At 68.6% G+C, this 16,278-nt stretch carries 12 protein-coding genes; 9 read left to right on the top strand and 3 right to left on the bottom strand.

Annotated features, from left to right (window positions below; genetic code table 11):
* Window positions 1-77: 77 nt before the first annotated feature.
* Window positions 78-1,706, bottom strand: a complete 1,629-nt coding sequence (locus AB3X52_RS07090; RefSeq protein ID WP_367992694.1) for an ABC transporter substrate-binding protein — start codon at window positions 1,704-1,706, stop codon at window positions 78-80.
* A gap of 153 nt (window positions 1,707-1,859) precedes the next feature.
* Here AB3X52_RS07090 and AB3X52_RS07085 point away from each other — a divergent pair, with 153 nt between their 5' ends.
* From AB3X52_RS07085 to AB3X52_RS07065, 5 genes are all read left to right on the top strand, one after another.
* Window positions 1,860-2,885: an SIS domain-containing protein gene (locus tag AB3X52_RS07085; protein WP_367992692.1), complete on the top strand. Its 1,026-nt coding sequence runs from the start codon at window positions 1,860-1,862 to the stop codon at window positions 2,883-2,885.
* A gap of 94 nt (window positions 2,886-2,979) precedes the next feature.
* Window positions 2,980-4,977 (top strand): exo-alpha-sialidase, encoded by a 1,998-nt coding sequence (locus tag AB3X52_RS07080; protein WP_367992690.1) that lies wholly within the window; start codon window positions 2,980-2,982, stop codon window positions 4,975-4,977.
* A gap of 469 nt (window positions 4,978-5,446) precedes the next feature.
* Window positions 5,447-6,739 (top strand): MFS transporter, encoded by a 1,293-nt coding sequence (locus AB3X52_RS07075; protein WP_367992688.1) that lies wholly within the window; start codon window positions 5,447-5,449, stop codon window positions 6,737-6,739.
* 44 nt (window positions 6,740-6,783) lie between these two features.
* Window positions 6,784-8,013: an aminopeptidase P family protein gene (locus AB3X52_RS07070; RefSeq protein WP_367992686.1), complete on the top strand. Its 1,230-nt coding sequence runs from the start codon at window positions 6,784-6,786 to the stop codon at window positions 8,011-8,013.
* 78 nt (window positions 8,014-8,091) lie between these two features.
* Entirely contained in the window at window positions 8,092-8,880 is a 789-nt protein-coding gene (locus AB3X52_RS07065; RefSeq protein WP_367992684.1) for an IclR family transcriptional regulator, read from the top strand.
* 4 nt (window positions 8,881-8,884) lie between these two features.
* Here AB3X52_RS07065 and AB3X52_RS07060 read toward each other — a convergent pair whose 3' ends face one another.
* Complete coding sequence (locus AB3X52_RS07060; RefSeq protein WP_367992682.1) at window positions 8,885-10,396, bottom strand: PucR family transcriptional regulator; 1,512 nt, start codon at window positions 10,394-10,396, stop codon at window positions 8,885-8,887.
* 122 nt (window positions 10,397-10,518) lie between these two features.
* Between AB3X52_RS07060 and AB3X52_RS07055 the strand changes: the two genes are divergently transcribed.
* Together AB3X52_RS07055 and AB3X52_RS07050 are read left to right on the top strand one after the other, a co-directional pair.
* Complete coding sequence (locus AB3X52_RS07055) at window positions 10,519-11,997, top strand: purine-cytosine permease family protein (RefSeq protein ID WP_367992680.1); 1,479 nt, start codon at window positions 10,519-10,521, stop codon at window positions 11,995-11,997.
* Window positions 11,994-12,914 (top strand): polysaccharide deacetylase family protein, encoded by a 921-nt coding sequence (locus AB3X52_RS07050; RefSeq protein WP_367992678.1) that lies wholly within the window; start codon window positions 11,994-11,996, stop codon window positions 12,912-12,914. The genes AB3X52_RS07055 and AB3X52_RS07050 overlap by 4 nt, the downstream gene beginning before the upstream one ends.
* A gap of 64 nt (window positions 12,915-12,978) precedes the next feature.
* Here AB3X52_RS07050 and AB3X52_RS07045 read toward each other — a convergent pair whose 3' ends face one another.
* Window positions 12,979-13,653 carry a GntR family transcriptional regulator gene (locus AB3X52_RS07045; protein ID WP_367992675.1) on the bottom strand — a complete coding sequence of 225 codons (675 nt, stop codon included), beginning with the start codon at window positions 13,651-13,653 and terminating at the stop codon, window positions 12,979-12,981.
* A gap of 112 nt (window positions 13,654-13,765) precedes the next feature.
* Between AB3X52_RS07045 and glyA the strand changes: the two genes are divergently transcribed.
* Window positions 13,766-15,061: a serine hydroxymethyltransferase gene (gene glyA, locus AB3X52_RS07040; RefSeq protein ID WP_367992674.1), complete on the top strand. Its 1,296-nt coding sequence runs from the start codon at window positions 13,766-13,768 to the stop codon at window positions 15,059-15,061.
* A complete protein-coding gene (locus AB3X52_RS07035; RefSeq protein ID WP_367992671.1) occupies window positions 15,061-16,278 on the top strand; it encodes a sarcosine oxidase subunit beta family protein in 1,218 nt (405 codons plus the stop codon). Before glyA ends, AB3X52_RS07035 begins: the two co-directional genes overlap by 1 nt.

Raw genomic sequence — 16,278 nt, 5'->3', positions numbered from 1 at the left:
GGATCGCGGCCGCGCGGCCGCGGCGAGATGGTCGGTCCCGGCCGTCGCCACGGGTGCGGCCGGGACCACTCATCGGGTCAGTCCTGGCGTCCGACGCCGAGGAAGTACAGGCCGGTGGTGGCGGCGCCGTGGAAGTTGGTCAGGGACGTCGGGTCCGAGGCTGTGACCGTCTTGGTGTGCAGCACCGGGTAGAGCGGCGCTTCGTCGGCCACAAGGTCGAAGACCTGCTTCCACGCCGTCGTCTGGGCTGACCCACTGCTCCGGGCAGCCTGGTCGAGCAACCTGGTGGCCTTCTGCTGGGCCGGCCCCGACCACCGCATCCGGTCCTTGACCCAGGTGTCGCCGTAGTAGTACCAGCGCAGCAGCAGGTCGGCGTCGACACCGAAGACCGAGGGGTCGCCGGACGCGGCCAGGACCCGGAAGCTGTTCGCCGGGACGATGTTGCCGTAGACCGCCGCAGACGGGTTGGTGTTCAGTCGTGCGGTGACGCCGATCTCCTTCCAGGCGTCGATGATGATCGGCGCACAGTCGGTGACGAACCCGGTGTCGGTGGTCACCAGTTCGAAGGAGAGGTTCGAGGCTCCAGCGGCGGCAAGCAGCTGCTTGGCCTTGTCGGGGTCGTAGTCGTAGACGGTCGACGCCTTCTGGTAGTTCGCGTTTCCCTCATCGAGATAGCTGGTGGCCGGGGTTCCATAGCCGGAGAGGGCGGCGTCGATGACCTTCTGGGTGTCGATGGCGTAGAAGAGCGCCTGGCGCACGCGCTTGTCGTTGAACGGGGCTGCGGAGCAGTTGAACATCAGGAACAAGCAGTTGAAGGCCTGCTTGTCATCGACCTGGAAGGAGTCGCCGAGCCCCGAGACGTCGAGGTAGGGGACCGCCTCGATGGCCTGCGACTGTCCACCGCGGAGATCGTTGAGCCGGGCCGCGTTGTCCGTGGAGGTGTTCAGGACGATCTTGGTGACCAGGGCGGGCCGGGGACCGGTGTACGCGGCGTTGTTCGACATCACGCAGCCGGAGGTCGCCGATGAGCTGTCCAGCTTGAAGGGGCCCGATCCGATCGGGTTCGTGTCGAACGCCTTGGCCAACGCCGGCGTGGCGGTCTTGGCCTTCGGCACGATCTTGATGACCGAGATCCGCTCGCTGAAGAGCGGGAAGGGGCTCTTCAGCTTGAAGGTGACCTGATTCTTCCCCGACGCCTTCACCGAGTCGATGAAGGAGATGAAGCTGGCGCACAGGGCTGCGTTCTTGGGGTCGAGGGTCCGGGTGAAGGACCAGGCCACATCGTCGGCCGTGACCGGAGCGCCGTCACTGAAGACGGCATCGTTGCGCAGCCTGACCGTCCACGTCAGCCCGTCCTTGCTCGGCTGGGGCTGCGCAGCAGCCAGCGCGAGGTACGGCTTGCGGGATACGGGGTCAAGGTCGATGAGGGCCTCGAAGATGTGCTGGTTCACGGCCGTGGCGACCGCGCTCGAGGCGTTCATCGGATCGAATCCGCTGGAGAGCAGGAAAGCGGCGGTTGCCGTGATGGTGCCCGCCGGCTTCGCGGCCGTACCGAGCGGCTTCCCGGAGCTGTTCGTGCTCCCGGTGCTGCCGCACGCGGCCAGGCCGGCGCTGATGCTCACCGCCGCCCCGAGAATGCCGGTGTACTTCAGGAAGTTGCGCCGGTTCAGTGCGCTCCCTGTCAGGTCCTGATCGAAGTTGCCCACCTGAGACTCCTCGTTCATGGGGTGGTCGATGTGAGGGGATGTTGGACATCCCATGTCCGCGCTAGGGTGTGGACGCTATGCCGCCGGAGCGTGCCCGTCAAGGGTCGTCGCCCACATTTGCCGGCGGAGTCGCCGATAGGAATCGAGGAGCTCATGTCGCAGTCGCCAGCGGCCGTCCCGGCCGCGTTCATGCGTGCAGAGATCGCTGAACAGCCCGATGTCTTCCGCCGCATCCTGACCGCCTACGACACCGAGATCGCGCCGGTGAGGCAGGCGATCCAGCGGCGCCGACCTCGGCTGGTTCAGTTCGTCGCTCGCGGCAGCAGCGACCACGCCGCCCTCTATGCCAAGTACGTCGTCGAGGTGCTCGGCGAGGTCCCTGCCGGCCTGATCTCGGCCTCGACGTTCACGGTCTACAGGCGCCGGCCCGACCTGAGCGACGCCCTGGTCGTCGCGGTCAGCCAGTCCGGAGGGTCGCCCGACCTGGTCGAGTCGGTGCGTCAGGCGCGGTTGGCGGGCGCATTCACCGTCGCCGTGACCAATGCGCCGGGATCCGCGCTGGCCGAGGCCGCCGACCGGCACGTCACTCTCCATGCCGGCCCGGAGCGCTCGGTCGCGGCCACCAAGTCCTATACCGCCGAGCTGCTCACGCTCTACCTGCTGCTGGCGCCCGAGATCGGGGGGCTGGCCGGTCTGCCGGACGTCGCCGCGGCGGTCATCGCCGGCTTCGGCGACATCGCCGCCGGCCGGGACTTGTGCAGCGGCGTCACGCGCCTGGTGACCACGGGGCGTGGCTACGCCTACCCGACGGCGCGCGAGGCGGCACTGAAGCTGATGGAGACCTGCTACATCTCCGCACAGGCGTTCTCGGCCGCTGACCTGATGCACGGTCCGCTGGCGATGATCGACGACTGTGTGCCGGTGATCGGTGTCCTCCCTCCGGGGGAGGCAGGCGCTGCCATGGCGCCTGTCCTCGGTGCGATCCGCGACCGCGGCGCGCCGATCTGGACCGTCGGTGCCAAGGGTGACTTCACGATCGACAGCGCGGGACTTCCGGATGCGCTGAGCCCTCTTCTCGAGATCCTGCCGCTGCAGCAGCTGGCGATGAGCGCGGCGCTCGATCGGGGCATCGACCCGGACCGACCGCGGGGGCTGCGCAAGGTGACGCAGACACGCTGAGGCGGCGTCCGCGCGTCCTTCTCGGGGGTTGACGTGTGATTTGGGCCACCCTACGGTCATAGGACATCCCACGTCCTGCCTATCGGGAGGTTCCATGCAACGCCCCTCACCCTTCGCTGTGGCCGCCATCGCGGCCGCAGCGCTTCTTCTGGTCACGAGCCCCGCGCTGGCCGCAGCGCCACACCGCGCGACCTCGGACCGGACCCGCTCACCGCACCACGCCTCAGGCTCGGTCGACGCGACCGGGCTGCGGAAGACGGATCTGGCGACGAGCGGGGTCGGATCGCCCGTCTATCGCATCGCTGCCTTGACGGTGACCAACCGCGGCACCCTGATCGCGGCGTACGACGCCCGTCCCGGCATGTCCGATCTGCCCAGCAACATCTCCGACGTCATCCGGCGCAGCACCGACGGCGGACGGACCTGGACGGACCAGCAGGTCGTGCAGGCCGACCCGGCCCCGAAGGGCTACGGCGACCCGAGCCTGCTGGTGGACCGTCGGACCGGTCGGATCTTCGACTTCTACGCCGCCGGCGTCAATCAGGGCTTCGCCGGGTCGCACACGGGCAACGACCCCGACGATCCGGACGTGCTGCAGGCGGACTACAGCTATTCCGACGACGACGGTCTCACCTGGCACCACCGTCGGATCACCCCGCAGATCAAGGATCCCTCGTGGGGCGGCATGTTCGCCGCATCCGGTCAGGGGATCCAGCTGAGCACCGGCCCCTACGCCGGGCGGCTCGTCCAGCAGTACGTCGTACGGATCAACGGAGCCAACTACGCAGCGAGCGCGTACTCCGATGACGACGGAGGCACGTGGCACATGGGAACACCGGTCGGCCCCGGCGCGGACGAGAACAAGACCGTCCAGCTCGCGAACGGCGACGTGCTGCTCGACTCCCGAGCCACGCCCTACCGGCTCACCGCGCTGTCCCACGACGGCGGGCAGACCTATTCGACCCTCACCCCCAACGCCGACCTGGTCGATCCGGGTGACAACGGTTCGATCATCCGCTACGCGCCGCACGCCAACCCGCGCAGCCCGCAGGCGCACTGGCTGCTGGAGAGCAACAACGCGAACCCGTCGAGCCGGGAGAACCTCGTGGTCAAGATGTCGTGCGACGACGGTCGGACCTGGCCGGTCACGAAGGTCGTCGAGCCCGGCGCCGCGGCGTACTCCACCCTGACGAACCTGCCCGATGGTCGCTTCGGACTGCTCTATGAACGCGGTGACTACGAGCACATCACCTACACCTCGTTCGGACGCGACTGGCTGCGACCCGCGTGTGCCAGCATCGCCAGTGCGACGACTGCACCGGTCGTGCTGCGCTCCGGCGGCGGACAGAGCCTGGCTGTCACGGTGACGAACACCGGTGACCGGACGCAGCCGGCCGGCGTCCTGCGGCTGACTCCCGGTCCCGGCGTGACCGGCGGCCGCGCCCGGCTCGCACCGCTTGCGCCGGGGGCGAGCCGGACGGTGCGACTGCCCGTGGCGGTGGCTGCGGATGCGGCGGCGGGGCCGCGGGATCTCACGGTCACGTTCCACCAGTCCCGCGGGATCTCGCAGGGCACCGTGCCGGTCACGCTGCAGACCGGCACGACAGTGTGGTCGACCCCCGGTCCGGTGACGGCCGACGGAGTGCACGCCACCGACGAATCGGCCGCGCTCCCCGCGTTGGCGTCCCTCGCCGACGGCATGGTCGCCGTGCGGTTCCGCACCACACAGACGACCCCGGCGGGAGTCCTGGTCTCCGCTGCCGACCCGGCCAGCACGGTGAAGGACCTCATCCTCTCGGTCAACGCCGGGGCGGCGTACGCCGAGATCCGCACCGCGACCTCCGCCTATCCCGTGCGCATCGCGACCGGCGTTCGCGTCGATGACGGCGCCGAGCATCTGATGACGCTCAGCGTCTCACCCTCGGGCACCACACTCGGCGTGGACGGCCACGTGGTCGGGACCTCGTCCGCACAGGCGTTCTTCAACAGCGTCTCTGGCCTGGGCAACCTCACGCTCGGCGCCAATGTCGCGGCCAATGGCACGCGGTGGCAGTTCGCCGGCACCATCGAGTCGGTGACCGTGACGCACTGACCCGAGTCGCCTGGTGGTCCACCCGGCCTTGGGCGGCCGGGTGGACCACCCATGACGGCAGCACTCGCCAGCGCTCGATGACGTCCAGCGTGAATCCGCCACGCGGTCATGTCCCGACCGGTGCCGCGCACGGTCTTTGGCCCTATCCAGGCCCGCCGGGTGGCCGCCGCTGCCGTGGGCGGATGACGCCGCTGCGCATCCGCCGAAGACCTTGCATGTCGCGGCGAGGGACGCCACTGATGCAACGCGGTTGCGCAATTGGGAGTAGTGGACCGCGATATCGCTGCGTCGGATGGCGCTCAATCCGCGCGCAATGCGGATCTGCCCCTTGACAGCGATACGGACCGTCCTTAGCGTCGCAACATCGTTTCGCACACTGCAACGATCATTCTCTTGGACGGTCAGTATGAGCACCGAGCCCGCGCCTCCCACTCCTGGCGACTTGCCCCTTCAGCCCTTCGAGCCGACGATGCCCGCCCTCGATCAGGCCCAGATCCGCAGCACGCATCGACGCGTGGTCGCGGCGAGCTTCGTCGGCAACTTCGTGGAGTGGTTCGACTACGCGTCCTACGGCTACCTCGCAGCCACCATCTCCACCGTGTTCTTCCCGAGCTCGGACCGCAGTGCCGCGCTGCTGGCGACGTTCGCCGTCTTCGCGGTGTCGTTCTTCATCCGGCCTCTCGGCGGCTTCTTCTGGGGTCGCATGGGGGACCGGGTGGGCCGTCGCTCGGCGCTCTCGCTCTCGATCGTGGTGATGTCGGCCTCGACGTTCTGCATCGCGCTGCTCCCGACCTACGCGATGGTCGGGCTCCTGGCTCCGCTCCTGCTGCTCATCGTCAGGGTGGTGCAGGGCTTCTCGGCGTCGGGGGAGTACGCCGGCGCTTCGGCCTTCCTCGTCGAGTACGCGCCCTCGCACCGCCGGGGTCTGTACGCCTCGGTCGTGCCGGCGAGCACGGCGAGCGGGCTGTTGCTCGGCTCGTTGCTCGCCGCACTGCTCACCGGCCTCCTCGGTGATGACGCTCTGCACTCCTGGGGATGGCGCCTGCCCTTCCTGCTGGCGGCGCCGCTCGGGCTCATCGGGCGCTACATCCGGCTGCGCATCGAGGACACGCCCGTCTTCCGCGCTCTCGAGGAGAGCCGCCAGGTGGTGCCCACGCCGGTGCGCGCGTTGTTGGTGACCCACCGGGCGGCCCTGCTGCGCGCGCTCGGCGCCGCCCTGCTCAATGCGGTCGCCTTCTACGTCTTGTTGAGCTACATGCCGACCTACCTGACCGAGGAGGTCGGGTTCGGCGACACCGAGTCGTTCCTCGCCACCACGATCGCGCTGGTGACCTACATCTGCTTCATCTTCGGCACCGGCGCTCTCTCCGACCGGTTCGGACGCAAGACGATGCTCACGGGGGCCTCGGCGCTGTTCGTCCTGCTGACGGTGCCGGCCTTCGCGATGCTGGACCTCTCGGGCTTCGCGACGGTCGTGGTGATCCAGGTCCTGCTCGGTGGAGTGCTCACGCTCAACGACGGCACCCTGCCCAGCTTCCTGGCCGAGATGTTCCCGACCTCGGTCCGCTACACCGGCTTCGCCGTCAGCTTCAACGTCGCGAATGCGCTCTTCGGCGGTACGGCGCCCTTCGTCGCCACCTTGTTGATCACGCTGACCGGCAGCCAGCTCGCCCCTGCGTTCTACCTGGTCGCCGCCGCACTCGTCTCGCTCGTCGCGGTCGTCCTCAGCCGCGAGACGTGCCGCCAGCCGCTCGTCGACTGAGCACGTCACCCATCCGCTACATCCCCACCTCGAAAGGAATCACCGTGTCCGTCACCGATCTCGAACGCCTGAAGTCCATCAAGAACGGCCAGAAGGAGCAGCTCACCTTCTCCGACGCGGAGATGGAGCGTCGGCTGGCCTCCCTCCGAAAGATCATGGCCGATGCCGGAGCCGACGTCGCGCTGCTCACGTCGTACCACAACATCAAGTACTACTCCGACTTCCTCTACACGTCCTTCGGGCGCCCGTACGCGCTGGTCGTGACCCAGGACGACCAGTACACCGTCTCGGCGAACATCGACGCCGGCATGCCCTGGCGCCGCACCTTCGGCGACAACGTCGTCTACACGGACTGGCACAGGGACAACTTCATCTGGGTCATCCGGGAGAGCCTGCGCCAGCGGGGCATCGACCCGGCCCGTATCGGAGTCGAGGACGACGCCGTGCCGCTCGAGCTGCGACAGAAGTTCGAGGCCGCCTTCCCCGACGCCGCCCTGGTCGACGTCTCGAAGTCGGCGATGCGACAGCGGATGATCAAGTCCGAGGAGGAGATCGAGGTCATCAAGCACGGCGCCCGGATCGGCGACCTCGGGGGCTTCGCCATCCGCGACGCGATTCGTGAGGGCGTCGCGGAGTACGAAGTCGCACTCGCTGGCACCAACGCCATGGTCCACGAGATCGCGGAGACCTTCCCGCACACCGAGATCCGCGACACCTGGGTCTGGTTCCAGTCGGGCATCAACACCGATGGGGCACACAACTGGCCCACCACGCGGAAGGTCCAGCGCGGCGACATTCTCAGCCTGAACTGCTTCCCGATGACCTCGGGGTACTACACGGCGCTGGAGCGGACGCTCTTCTTCGGTGAACCCGACCAGCGATCGCTCGAGCTGTGGAACATCAACGTCGAGGTGCACCGCGCCGGGATCGAGCTCATCAAGCCCGGGATCTCGTGCGCGGAGATCGCCCACAAGCTCAACGAGATCTACATCGGCTACGGCCTGTTGCCGAACCGGACCTTCGGCTACGGCCACTCGTTCGGCGTTCTCAGCCACTACTACGGCCGCGAGGCCGGCTTGGAACTTCGTGAGGACATCGAGACGGTGCTCGAGCCGGGGATGGTGGTCTCGATGGAGCCGATGATCATGATTCCCGATGGCGAGCCGGGTGCCGGCGGCTACCGCGAGCACGACATCCTCGTGGTCGGCGAGAAGGATGCGGAGAACATCACGAAGTTCCCCTTCGGGCCCGAGCACAACATCCTCGGAGTGTGACTCCGCGACGGCGCCGCCCCGTTCCGTGCGGGGTGGCGCCGTCGCGGTTGGTGGGTGATGGGGAATGATGAACGAGATATGAGTGGCGCGGATGAGAACGGCACCGATTCCCGGGGCATTGCCGCACTCAAGAACGGCATCGCCGTGCTGCGCGCCTTCTCCGTGGAGGAACCTCTGCTCGGCGTGTCCGAGATCGCTGCCAAGATCGGCCTGCACAAGAGCACGGTCTCGCGGATCCTCTCCACGCTGGAGGCGGAAGATCTCGTGGAACGCGACGAGGCCAGCAAGAGGTTCCGCCTGGGGCTCGGCATCATCGGCATGGCCGGTCCGCTGCTCGCCGACCTCGACGTACGGCGGGTCGCCTACCCCTATCTCGGTGACTTGAGCCGACGGGTCGGCGAGACGGTCGCGCTGATGGTGTGGGACGGCAGCGAGGCGGTGTGCGTCGAGCAGGTGCCCAGCCGTCGGCAGGTGAAGCACACCACCCCGCTCGGCACGCGCTACAACGATGCGGCGAGTTCGTCGGTCCAGGTCTTCCTGGCGCACTTCGACGCGGTCGCCGTACGCCGGCTGCTCACCGCCGGTGCGATCGAGCTGTCCGGCGTCAGCGAGGCGACGCTCGAGGCCTATGCCGGGCGTCTTCGCGACGTGGTCGAACGTGGCTACGCCATCAACTATGGCGAGACCTCGCTGGAGGAGGTCGGGGTTGCCGCTCCCGTCGTCGACCACCGCGGCGATGCCGTCGCGGCCGTCCTCGTCTCCGCGCCTCGGTTCCGAGTCTCGCGCGAGCAGGCGACGGTGATCGCCGAGGCCGCCCGCGACTGCGCGCGCGAGATCGGCAAGCGGCTCGGCGGCCAGTCCGACTGAGGCGTCACGCAGGCTCGCCGCCGAGCCGGAGCGCGTGGCGAAGCTTGAGCGCGAGGTGGAGCGCCAGCGCGCGATCGGTGCCGGTCGGGTCGCCACCGAGCAGGCGGAACACCCGCTCGAGCCGTCCGTAGAGGGACTGGCGTTGCAGATGCAGCGCCTGGGCGGTGCGGGTCTTGTGACAGCCGTGGTCGAGATACGCCTCCAGAGTGTCGAGGAGAACGTCGCGCTCGGCCCGCGGCGCCGCTAGCAGCATCGCCAGCTGGCCTTGAACGAGGCGCTGCGCCTGAGTGCGCAGCGCGTCCGAGCACAGCCAGTCCACCGCCATCGTCGCGGACGCGTCCACCACGACGCCGGGTCCGCGCGTCGCACGACGCTCCAGGCAGCTCTCGGCCGCGCCCATCGAGGCGCTGAGAAGTCGTAGGGACGGCACCAGCGGGCCGACGGCCACCACGAGATCGCTCTGGTGGCGCGCCCACTCCTCCAGGTCGGCGATGAGCCGCGCGCGAATCTCCCCGGCCTGAGGCAACTGGCGGATCGAGAGCACGACTCGTGCCTGGCTCGCAGCGGTGTCGATGGCCACGGAGCCGTGGCGCCAGAGAAGTCCGTCGAGGCCGTGCAGGCCGGAGATGGTCGAGCCGCCGATCGCGATACCCAGTGCCGGCGCATTGCGCGCGAACCCGATGATCTCGCCGAGCCGGTCGATCCGTCCACGGTGCTCGTCGCTGCGCGCCGCCAGTCGTGCCAGCTCGCTGGCGGCGAAGTCTCGTGCCGAGGGCGGGCGCACCCGAAGAAGTGCCAGGGCGAGCGCCTCCCCGGCTCGCTCGCCGGCGATGGCGAGGAGGTCGAGATCGGCATCGGGACCGGGGTAGAACGCGAGCGTCGCTGTGGGCGTCCCGCGTACGGCGATCCGCGAGGTGACCGCTCCGGTCAATGTCGGCGAACCCTCCCAGGCCGCTTCCGACGTCTGGGCGATCGGATCCCCCGCGCGGTCGAAGAGTACGACGGAGGCGCCGGTGCGCACACGGAGCTCGTCGAGCAGGGCCTGGACGTCGCCACCGTCTCCCAGGATCGCCGACAGAGCGCGGGCCAGGTCGCCGCCGTACTCCAGCCTCTTCACGGAGTCGTTGACCAGCTCCGCGTTCAGGGACTCGGCGACGCCGACGAACGGGACCACCCGCCTCAGCTCGACCACGGGGAACCCCATCGCGTCGGCTTCCTCGAGCAGCGCGGCCGGAATCACAGGTAGATGCGGTCCCGTCTCGATCGCGACGGCGGCGACCTGTCGTTCGGCAAGCTCGCGGACGTAGCGCCGTTGCTCGAAGGGCGATGCCTTCGCGAGCATCTCGCCGCCGGTGAGCAGAAGCTCCCCGCCGCGCAGAAGCGGAGCGATCTCGATGACCTCGGTGGAGTGGATCCAGCGCACGCGTCGGTCCAAGGCACCCGCGCCGGTCCGGACGATGGGGTCGGCTTCGGCCAGGCTCGGACGCCGAAGTGCGGCCGCCAATGTCAAAGACATGACGATTTGTCCGTTGATCGCCGCAGCACGCCTGACAGTATGCACCTTGTTCTGTGTGATCTGGGCCATACACGATGAAGCCTCAGTCCGAGTCCTGCTCCAGTGCTCGAGAAGGGTTCCCGATGTCCACCTCACAGCATGCGCCGGCAGAGATCGCCGACCTCGAACAACAACTGCAACCGATCCCCGAGGCCTCTCGGTCCCATCGGGTCTCGGGGCAGTTCTGGATCTGGTGCGGCGCCAACATCGCCCCCATCAACTGGGTGCTCGGGGCCCTCGGCGTCGAACTGGGCCTCGGCCTCTGGGACACCGTCTTGGTGCTCGTGGTCGGAAACCTGATCGGCATGTCGCTCTTCGGCTTGTTCGTGCTGCTCGGGCAGCGCACCGGGGCCACGGGCATGGTGCTGTCGCGGGCGGTGTTCGGCCGCGTCGGCAACTACCTGCCCGCCACGATCCAGGCGTGTCTCGCCATCGGCTGGTGTGCCCTCAACACCTGGATCATCCTCGACCTCGTGATGGCCCTGCTGGGAAAGATCGGCATCGTCGACCCGGGTGCGTCGAACAACGCCGCGAGGATCCTGGTCGCCGCTCTGATCATGTCCGCCCAGGTCGTCATCTCCTGGCTCGGCTACCGCGCGATCGCCGCCTTCGAGCGGTGGACGGTCCCGCCGACCATCGTCGTGTTGGTGGCGATGTCGATCACCGCTTGGTTCTTCCTGCACATCGACTGGTCCTACGCCGGCCCCGTCGGTCATGTGTTGACCGGCTCCGACCGCTGGGCCGCCATGACCGGGGTGATGACGGCGATCGGCATCGGCTGGGGCATCACCTGGTTCACCTACGCCGCCGACTACTCCCGCTTCGTGAGCCGCGACGTCCCGCGCGCCAAGCTCTACCTCGCCAGCACCTTCGGACAGTTCCTCCCGGTGGTCTGGTTGGGCCTGCTCGGCGCGACGCTCGCCACCAAGAGCGCCTCGGTCGACCCGGGCCAGCTCATCGTGGACAACTTCGGAGCGCTGGCCATCCCCGTGCTGCTGCTCGTGGTCCACGGCCCGATCGCCACCAACATCCTCAACATCTACACCTTCTCGGTCGCGACCCAGGCGCTCGACCTGAAGGTCCCGAGGCGGGCTCTCAGCCTGATCGTCGGCGTCTTCGCGATGCTGGTCGTCGTCTTCTTCATCTACCGAGGCGACTTCGCCAACACGCTGGACTCGTTCCTCTCCGGCATCGTCGCCTGGGTCGCGACGTGGGGAGGCATCATGCTCGTGCACTACTACTGGCTCCTGCGCGGCACCCAACCCGACACCGCCAAGCTGTTCGAGCCGGTGGGCACGGCCTCCCTGCCGGCGATCAACTGGGCCGGCATGGCTGCCTTCTTCAGCGGTGTCGCGATGACGTGGCTCTTCATGTACGGCATGGTCCCCGCTCTCCAGGGCAGCGTCGCTCGCGCCATGCATGGTGTGGATCTCTCGTGGCTGGCCGGCGGCCTGACCAGCGCGCTCGTCTATGCAGCCCTGGGCCCCGTCGTCGCCCGCCGGTACGACGGCATGCCGCAGCCCCTCGCGCCGGCGATCACCGTGAAGGGGGTCGTCTCGTGACGTTCACCTGGCCCGACAGCATGCGCGCCGCCGCAGCCTTCAGCTTCGATGTCGATGCCGAGTCGTGCGTTCTTGCCCACGACCCCGCGTCCTCCGCGCGGATGTCCCTCATGACCCACCAGGCCTACGGGCCCCGGGTCGGCGTGCCGCGGCTCCTTCGTGTCCTCGAGCGGCGGGGCGTCACGGCCACGTTCTTCGTGCCGGGATTCACGGCCGACACCTACCCGGACATGGTGCGCCGCATCGCCGACGGGGGGCACGAGATCGCGCACCACGGCTACCTCCACGAGCCGATGCAGGGCATCTCGGCCGAGCAGGAAGCCTCCTACCTCGATCGCGGGCTCGAGGCACTCGGCCGGCTCGGGATCACGCCGGCCGGCTACAGGGCACCGTGGTGGGAGCTCAACTGGCATTCGGCTGACCTGCTGGTCGAGCGTGGCTTCCGCTACGACTCCAGCCTTCTCGACGGCGACGTGCCCTACCGCTTCACCGGAGAGAGCGGTCGCGGCTCGCTCGTCGAGATCCCGGTCGACTGGACGCTGGACGACTGGGAGCAGTACGCCTTCTATCCGGGTTGGACCGGCAGCGGCGTGATCGAGAGCCCGGCCAAGGTCCATGAGATGTGGTTGCTGGAGGCGGAGGCGCAGCACGCCGAAGGCGGTTGCTTCGTACTGACCAACCATCCCTTCATCTCGGGCCGGCCGTCCAAGGCCGTTGCCCTCGAGAGGCTGATCGCCGACGTCCAGGCGATGGACGGCATGTGGGTCACCACCCTCGCCGAGATCGCCCGCCATGCCGAGACCGCGGTGGCGGACGTGCGCTCGATCGCTCGGGTCGAGGCGCCGACCGGCGCCCGCGGCCGCGCCCCGCTGGAAGCCGTTGACCTGGAAGCCGTTGACCTGGAAGCCGTTGACTGAGGCGCGACCGGCACGGTTCGCGCCACGGCTTACGACGTGACGGCCGACCTCCCGGTCGCCCGTGTCACAGGACCTTGCGGATCTCGCTCTCGAAGCCGGCGACGTGGTCGCGGGCCAGCTGCTCGGCGCGGTCGGCGTCCCCGTCGGCGATCGCGTCGAGCAGGTCGGCGTGCTCGGTGATGTGGTGTGCGAGGTCGGGGAGGCGGTCCATGACGAGGCACCAGATGCGGGTGGCGAGGTTGTCGTAGCGGATGAGCACGTCCTCGAGATGAGGATTCCCGGTCGCCCGGTAGATGAGCCGATGGACCGAGGTGTCGAAACGCATGAGCGTGTTCCGGTCGTCGCCGAGTGCGTCGAGGCCGCGTACCTCCGCGGCCTTGGCGCGCAGCTCCTCGCGCACCTGCGGGAGCGCGTTCTCGGCCGCGCGCCGAGCCGCGAACGGCTCGAGATGTTGTCGGAGATCGGAGATCGAGCTGAGCTCGGTGACGTCGATGGCGGTGGCGAAGGTGCCGCGGCGTGGGAACGAGACCACGAGGTGGTCCCTCTCCAAGTGCTTCAGTGCCTCCCGCACCGGCGTGCGGCCGACGCCGATCTCGGCGGCGAGCTTCCCGTCGTTGATCGGCTCCCCGGGGCGGATGTCGAGCATGATCAGCCGATCCCGGATGCGCTCGTAGGCGAGATCCGCATACGACCCGGACGCCTCAGTGACGACCGAGCGGGACGCCTCCTGTGTGGCCATATCGCGCGCACCTCCACATGGTCGAAAACTGTTGACACCGCTGTTCGACGTCAGCATACTCCTGGAGTACCACTGATATATCAATCGCATACTAAAGCTGAGGAGCCCTACTGTGTCTGATGTGCTGACCCGCTCCCTTGCGGAGACGGACCCGCAGATCCGGGCGATGATCGATGCCGAGCTGAGCCGGCAGCAGCAGACGCTGGAGATGATCGCGTCGGAGAACTTCGCGCCGACCGCCGTCATGGAGGCGCAGGGCTCCGTGCTGACCAACAAGTACGCCGAGGGCTACCCCGGCCGCCGCTACTACGGCGGCTGCGAGCACGTCGACGTGATCGAGCAGCTCGCCATCGACCGGGTGACGTCGCTCTTCTCGGCCCAGTTCGCCAACGTCCAGCCGCACTCGGGCGCCCAGGCGAACGCCGCGGCGATGTTCGCGCTCCTCCAGCCGGGAGACACGATCCTCGGGCTCTCGCTGGCTCACGGCGGCCATCTCACGCACGGGATGAAGATCAACTTCTCCGGCCGGCTCTACGACGTGGTGCCCTACGAGGTCGCCCGCGACACCATGCTCATCGACATGGCCGAGGTCGAGCGCCTCGCCCTCGAGCACCGGCCCAAGCTCATCGTCGCGGGCTGGTCCGCCTACCCACGCCAGCTCGACTTCGCCGCCTTCCGGCGCATCGCCGATGCGGTCGGCGCCTATCTCATGGTCGACATGGCCCACTTCGCGGGCCTGGTCGCCGCCGGCCTGCACCCCAACCCGGTGCCGTACGCCGACATCGTGACGACGACGACGCACAAGACCCTCGGGGGCCCGCGCGGCGGTGTCATCCTCACCAACGACGCCGCCATCGCGAAGAAGGTCAACTCCGCGGTCTTCCCGGGGCAGCAGGGCGGCCCGCTCGAACACGTCATCGCCGGCAAGGCCGTGGCGTTCAAGCTGGCCGCCGACGAGGAGTTCCGTGAGCGTCAGGAGCGGACGCTGCGCGGTGCGCGGATCATCGCCGATCGGCTCCTCTCCGACGACGTCGCCGAGGTGGGGGTCTCGGTGGTGAGCGGCGGCACCGACGTCCACCTGGTCCTCGTCGACCTGCGCGACTCCGAGCTCGACGGCCAACAGGGGGAGGACCGGCTCCACCGGGTCGGCATCACGGTCAACCGCAACGCGGTGCCGTTCGACCCGCGCCCGCCGATGGTGTCCTCCGGTCTTCGGATCGGGACACCGGCGCTCGCGACCCGCGGCTTCGACGACGCTGACTTCACCGAGGTGGCCGACATCATCGCGGCCGCGCTGACCGCCGACTTCACCGACGAGCTCGTGGCGGAGCTCCGCGGCCGAGTCGAGGCGCTCGCCGACAAGCACCGGCTCTATCCCAACCTTGCCGACCCGAACGGAGCCGAGTGATGGCCGACCTCCTGCCCGAGCACCCCGACTTCCTCTGGCGCAACCCCGACCCCAAGCCGTCGTACGACGTCGTCATCGTCGGTGGCGGCGGCCACGGACTCGCGACGGCGTACTACCTGGCGAAGAACCACGGCCTGACCAACATCGCCGTGCTGGAACGCGGTTGGCTCGCCGGCGGCAACATGGCGCGCAACACCACGATCATCCGGTCGAACTACCTCTGGGACGAGTCGGCGGCCATCTACGAGCACTCCCTCAAGCTGTGGGAGGAGCTGCCCGACGAGCTGGAGTACGACTTCCTCTTCAGTCAGCGCGGCGTGCTCAACCTCGCGCACACCCTGCAGGACGTGCGCGAGTCCGTGCGGCGCTCCGAGGCCAACCGCCTCAACGGCGTCGACGCGGAGTGGCTCGACGTCGACCAGGTCAAGGAGGTCTGCCCGATCCTCAACACCAGCGACAACATCCGCTACCCGGTGATGGGCGCGACCTACCAGCCCCGCGCCGGCATCGCCAAGCACGACCACGTCGCCTGGGCGTTCGCCCGCAAGGCCGACGAGCTCGGTGTCGACCTGATCCAGGACTGCGAGGTGATCGGCTTCGTCAAGGAGGGCAACCGCGTCACCGGCGTTCGCACGAGCCGGGGCACGATCGCGACCGGCAAGGTCGCGCTCTGCGCGGCCGGCCACTCCAGCGTGCTCGCGAGGCTCGCCGGCTTCGACCTGCCGATCCAGTCCCACCCGCTGCAGGCGCTCGTCTCCGAGCTCCACCAGCCGGTGCACCCCACCGTCGTGATGTCGAACCACGTCCACGTCTACGTGTCGCAGGCCCACAAGGGCGAGCTCGTCATGGGCGCGGGCGTGGACTCCTACAACGGCTACGGCCAGCGTGGCGGCTTCCACGTGATCGAGGAGCAGATGGCCGCGGCCGTCGAGCTCTTCCCGATCTTCGCCCGGGCGCACCTGCTGCGCACCTGGGGCGGCATCGTCGACGTCACCCCGGACGCGTCGCCGGTCGTGGGGAAGTCCCCGATCGACAACGTCTACGTCAACTGCGGCTGGGGCACGGGCGGCTTCAAGGGCACCCCGGGTGCCGGCTGGACGATGGCCCACACGGTCGCCCACGACGAGCCCCACCCGCTCAACGCGCCGTTCGCGCTGGAGCGGTTCGCCACCGGGGCCCTCATCGACGAGCACGGCGCAGCCGCCGTGGCGCACTGA

The sequence above is a fragment of the Nocardioides eburneus genome (assembly GCF_040838215.1).
GTDB lineage: Bacteria > Actinomycetota > Actinomycetes > Propionibacteriales > Nocardioidaceae > Nocardioides > Nocardioides eburneus.
The sequence above is the reverse complement of the archived record's forward strand: the minus strand, read 5'-3'. Positions and strand labels throughout refer to the sequence as shown.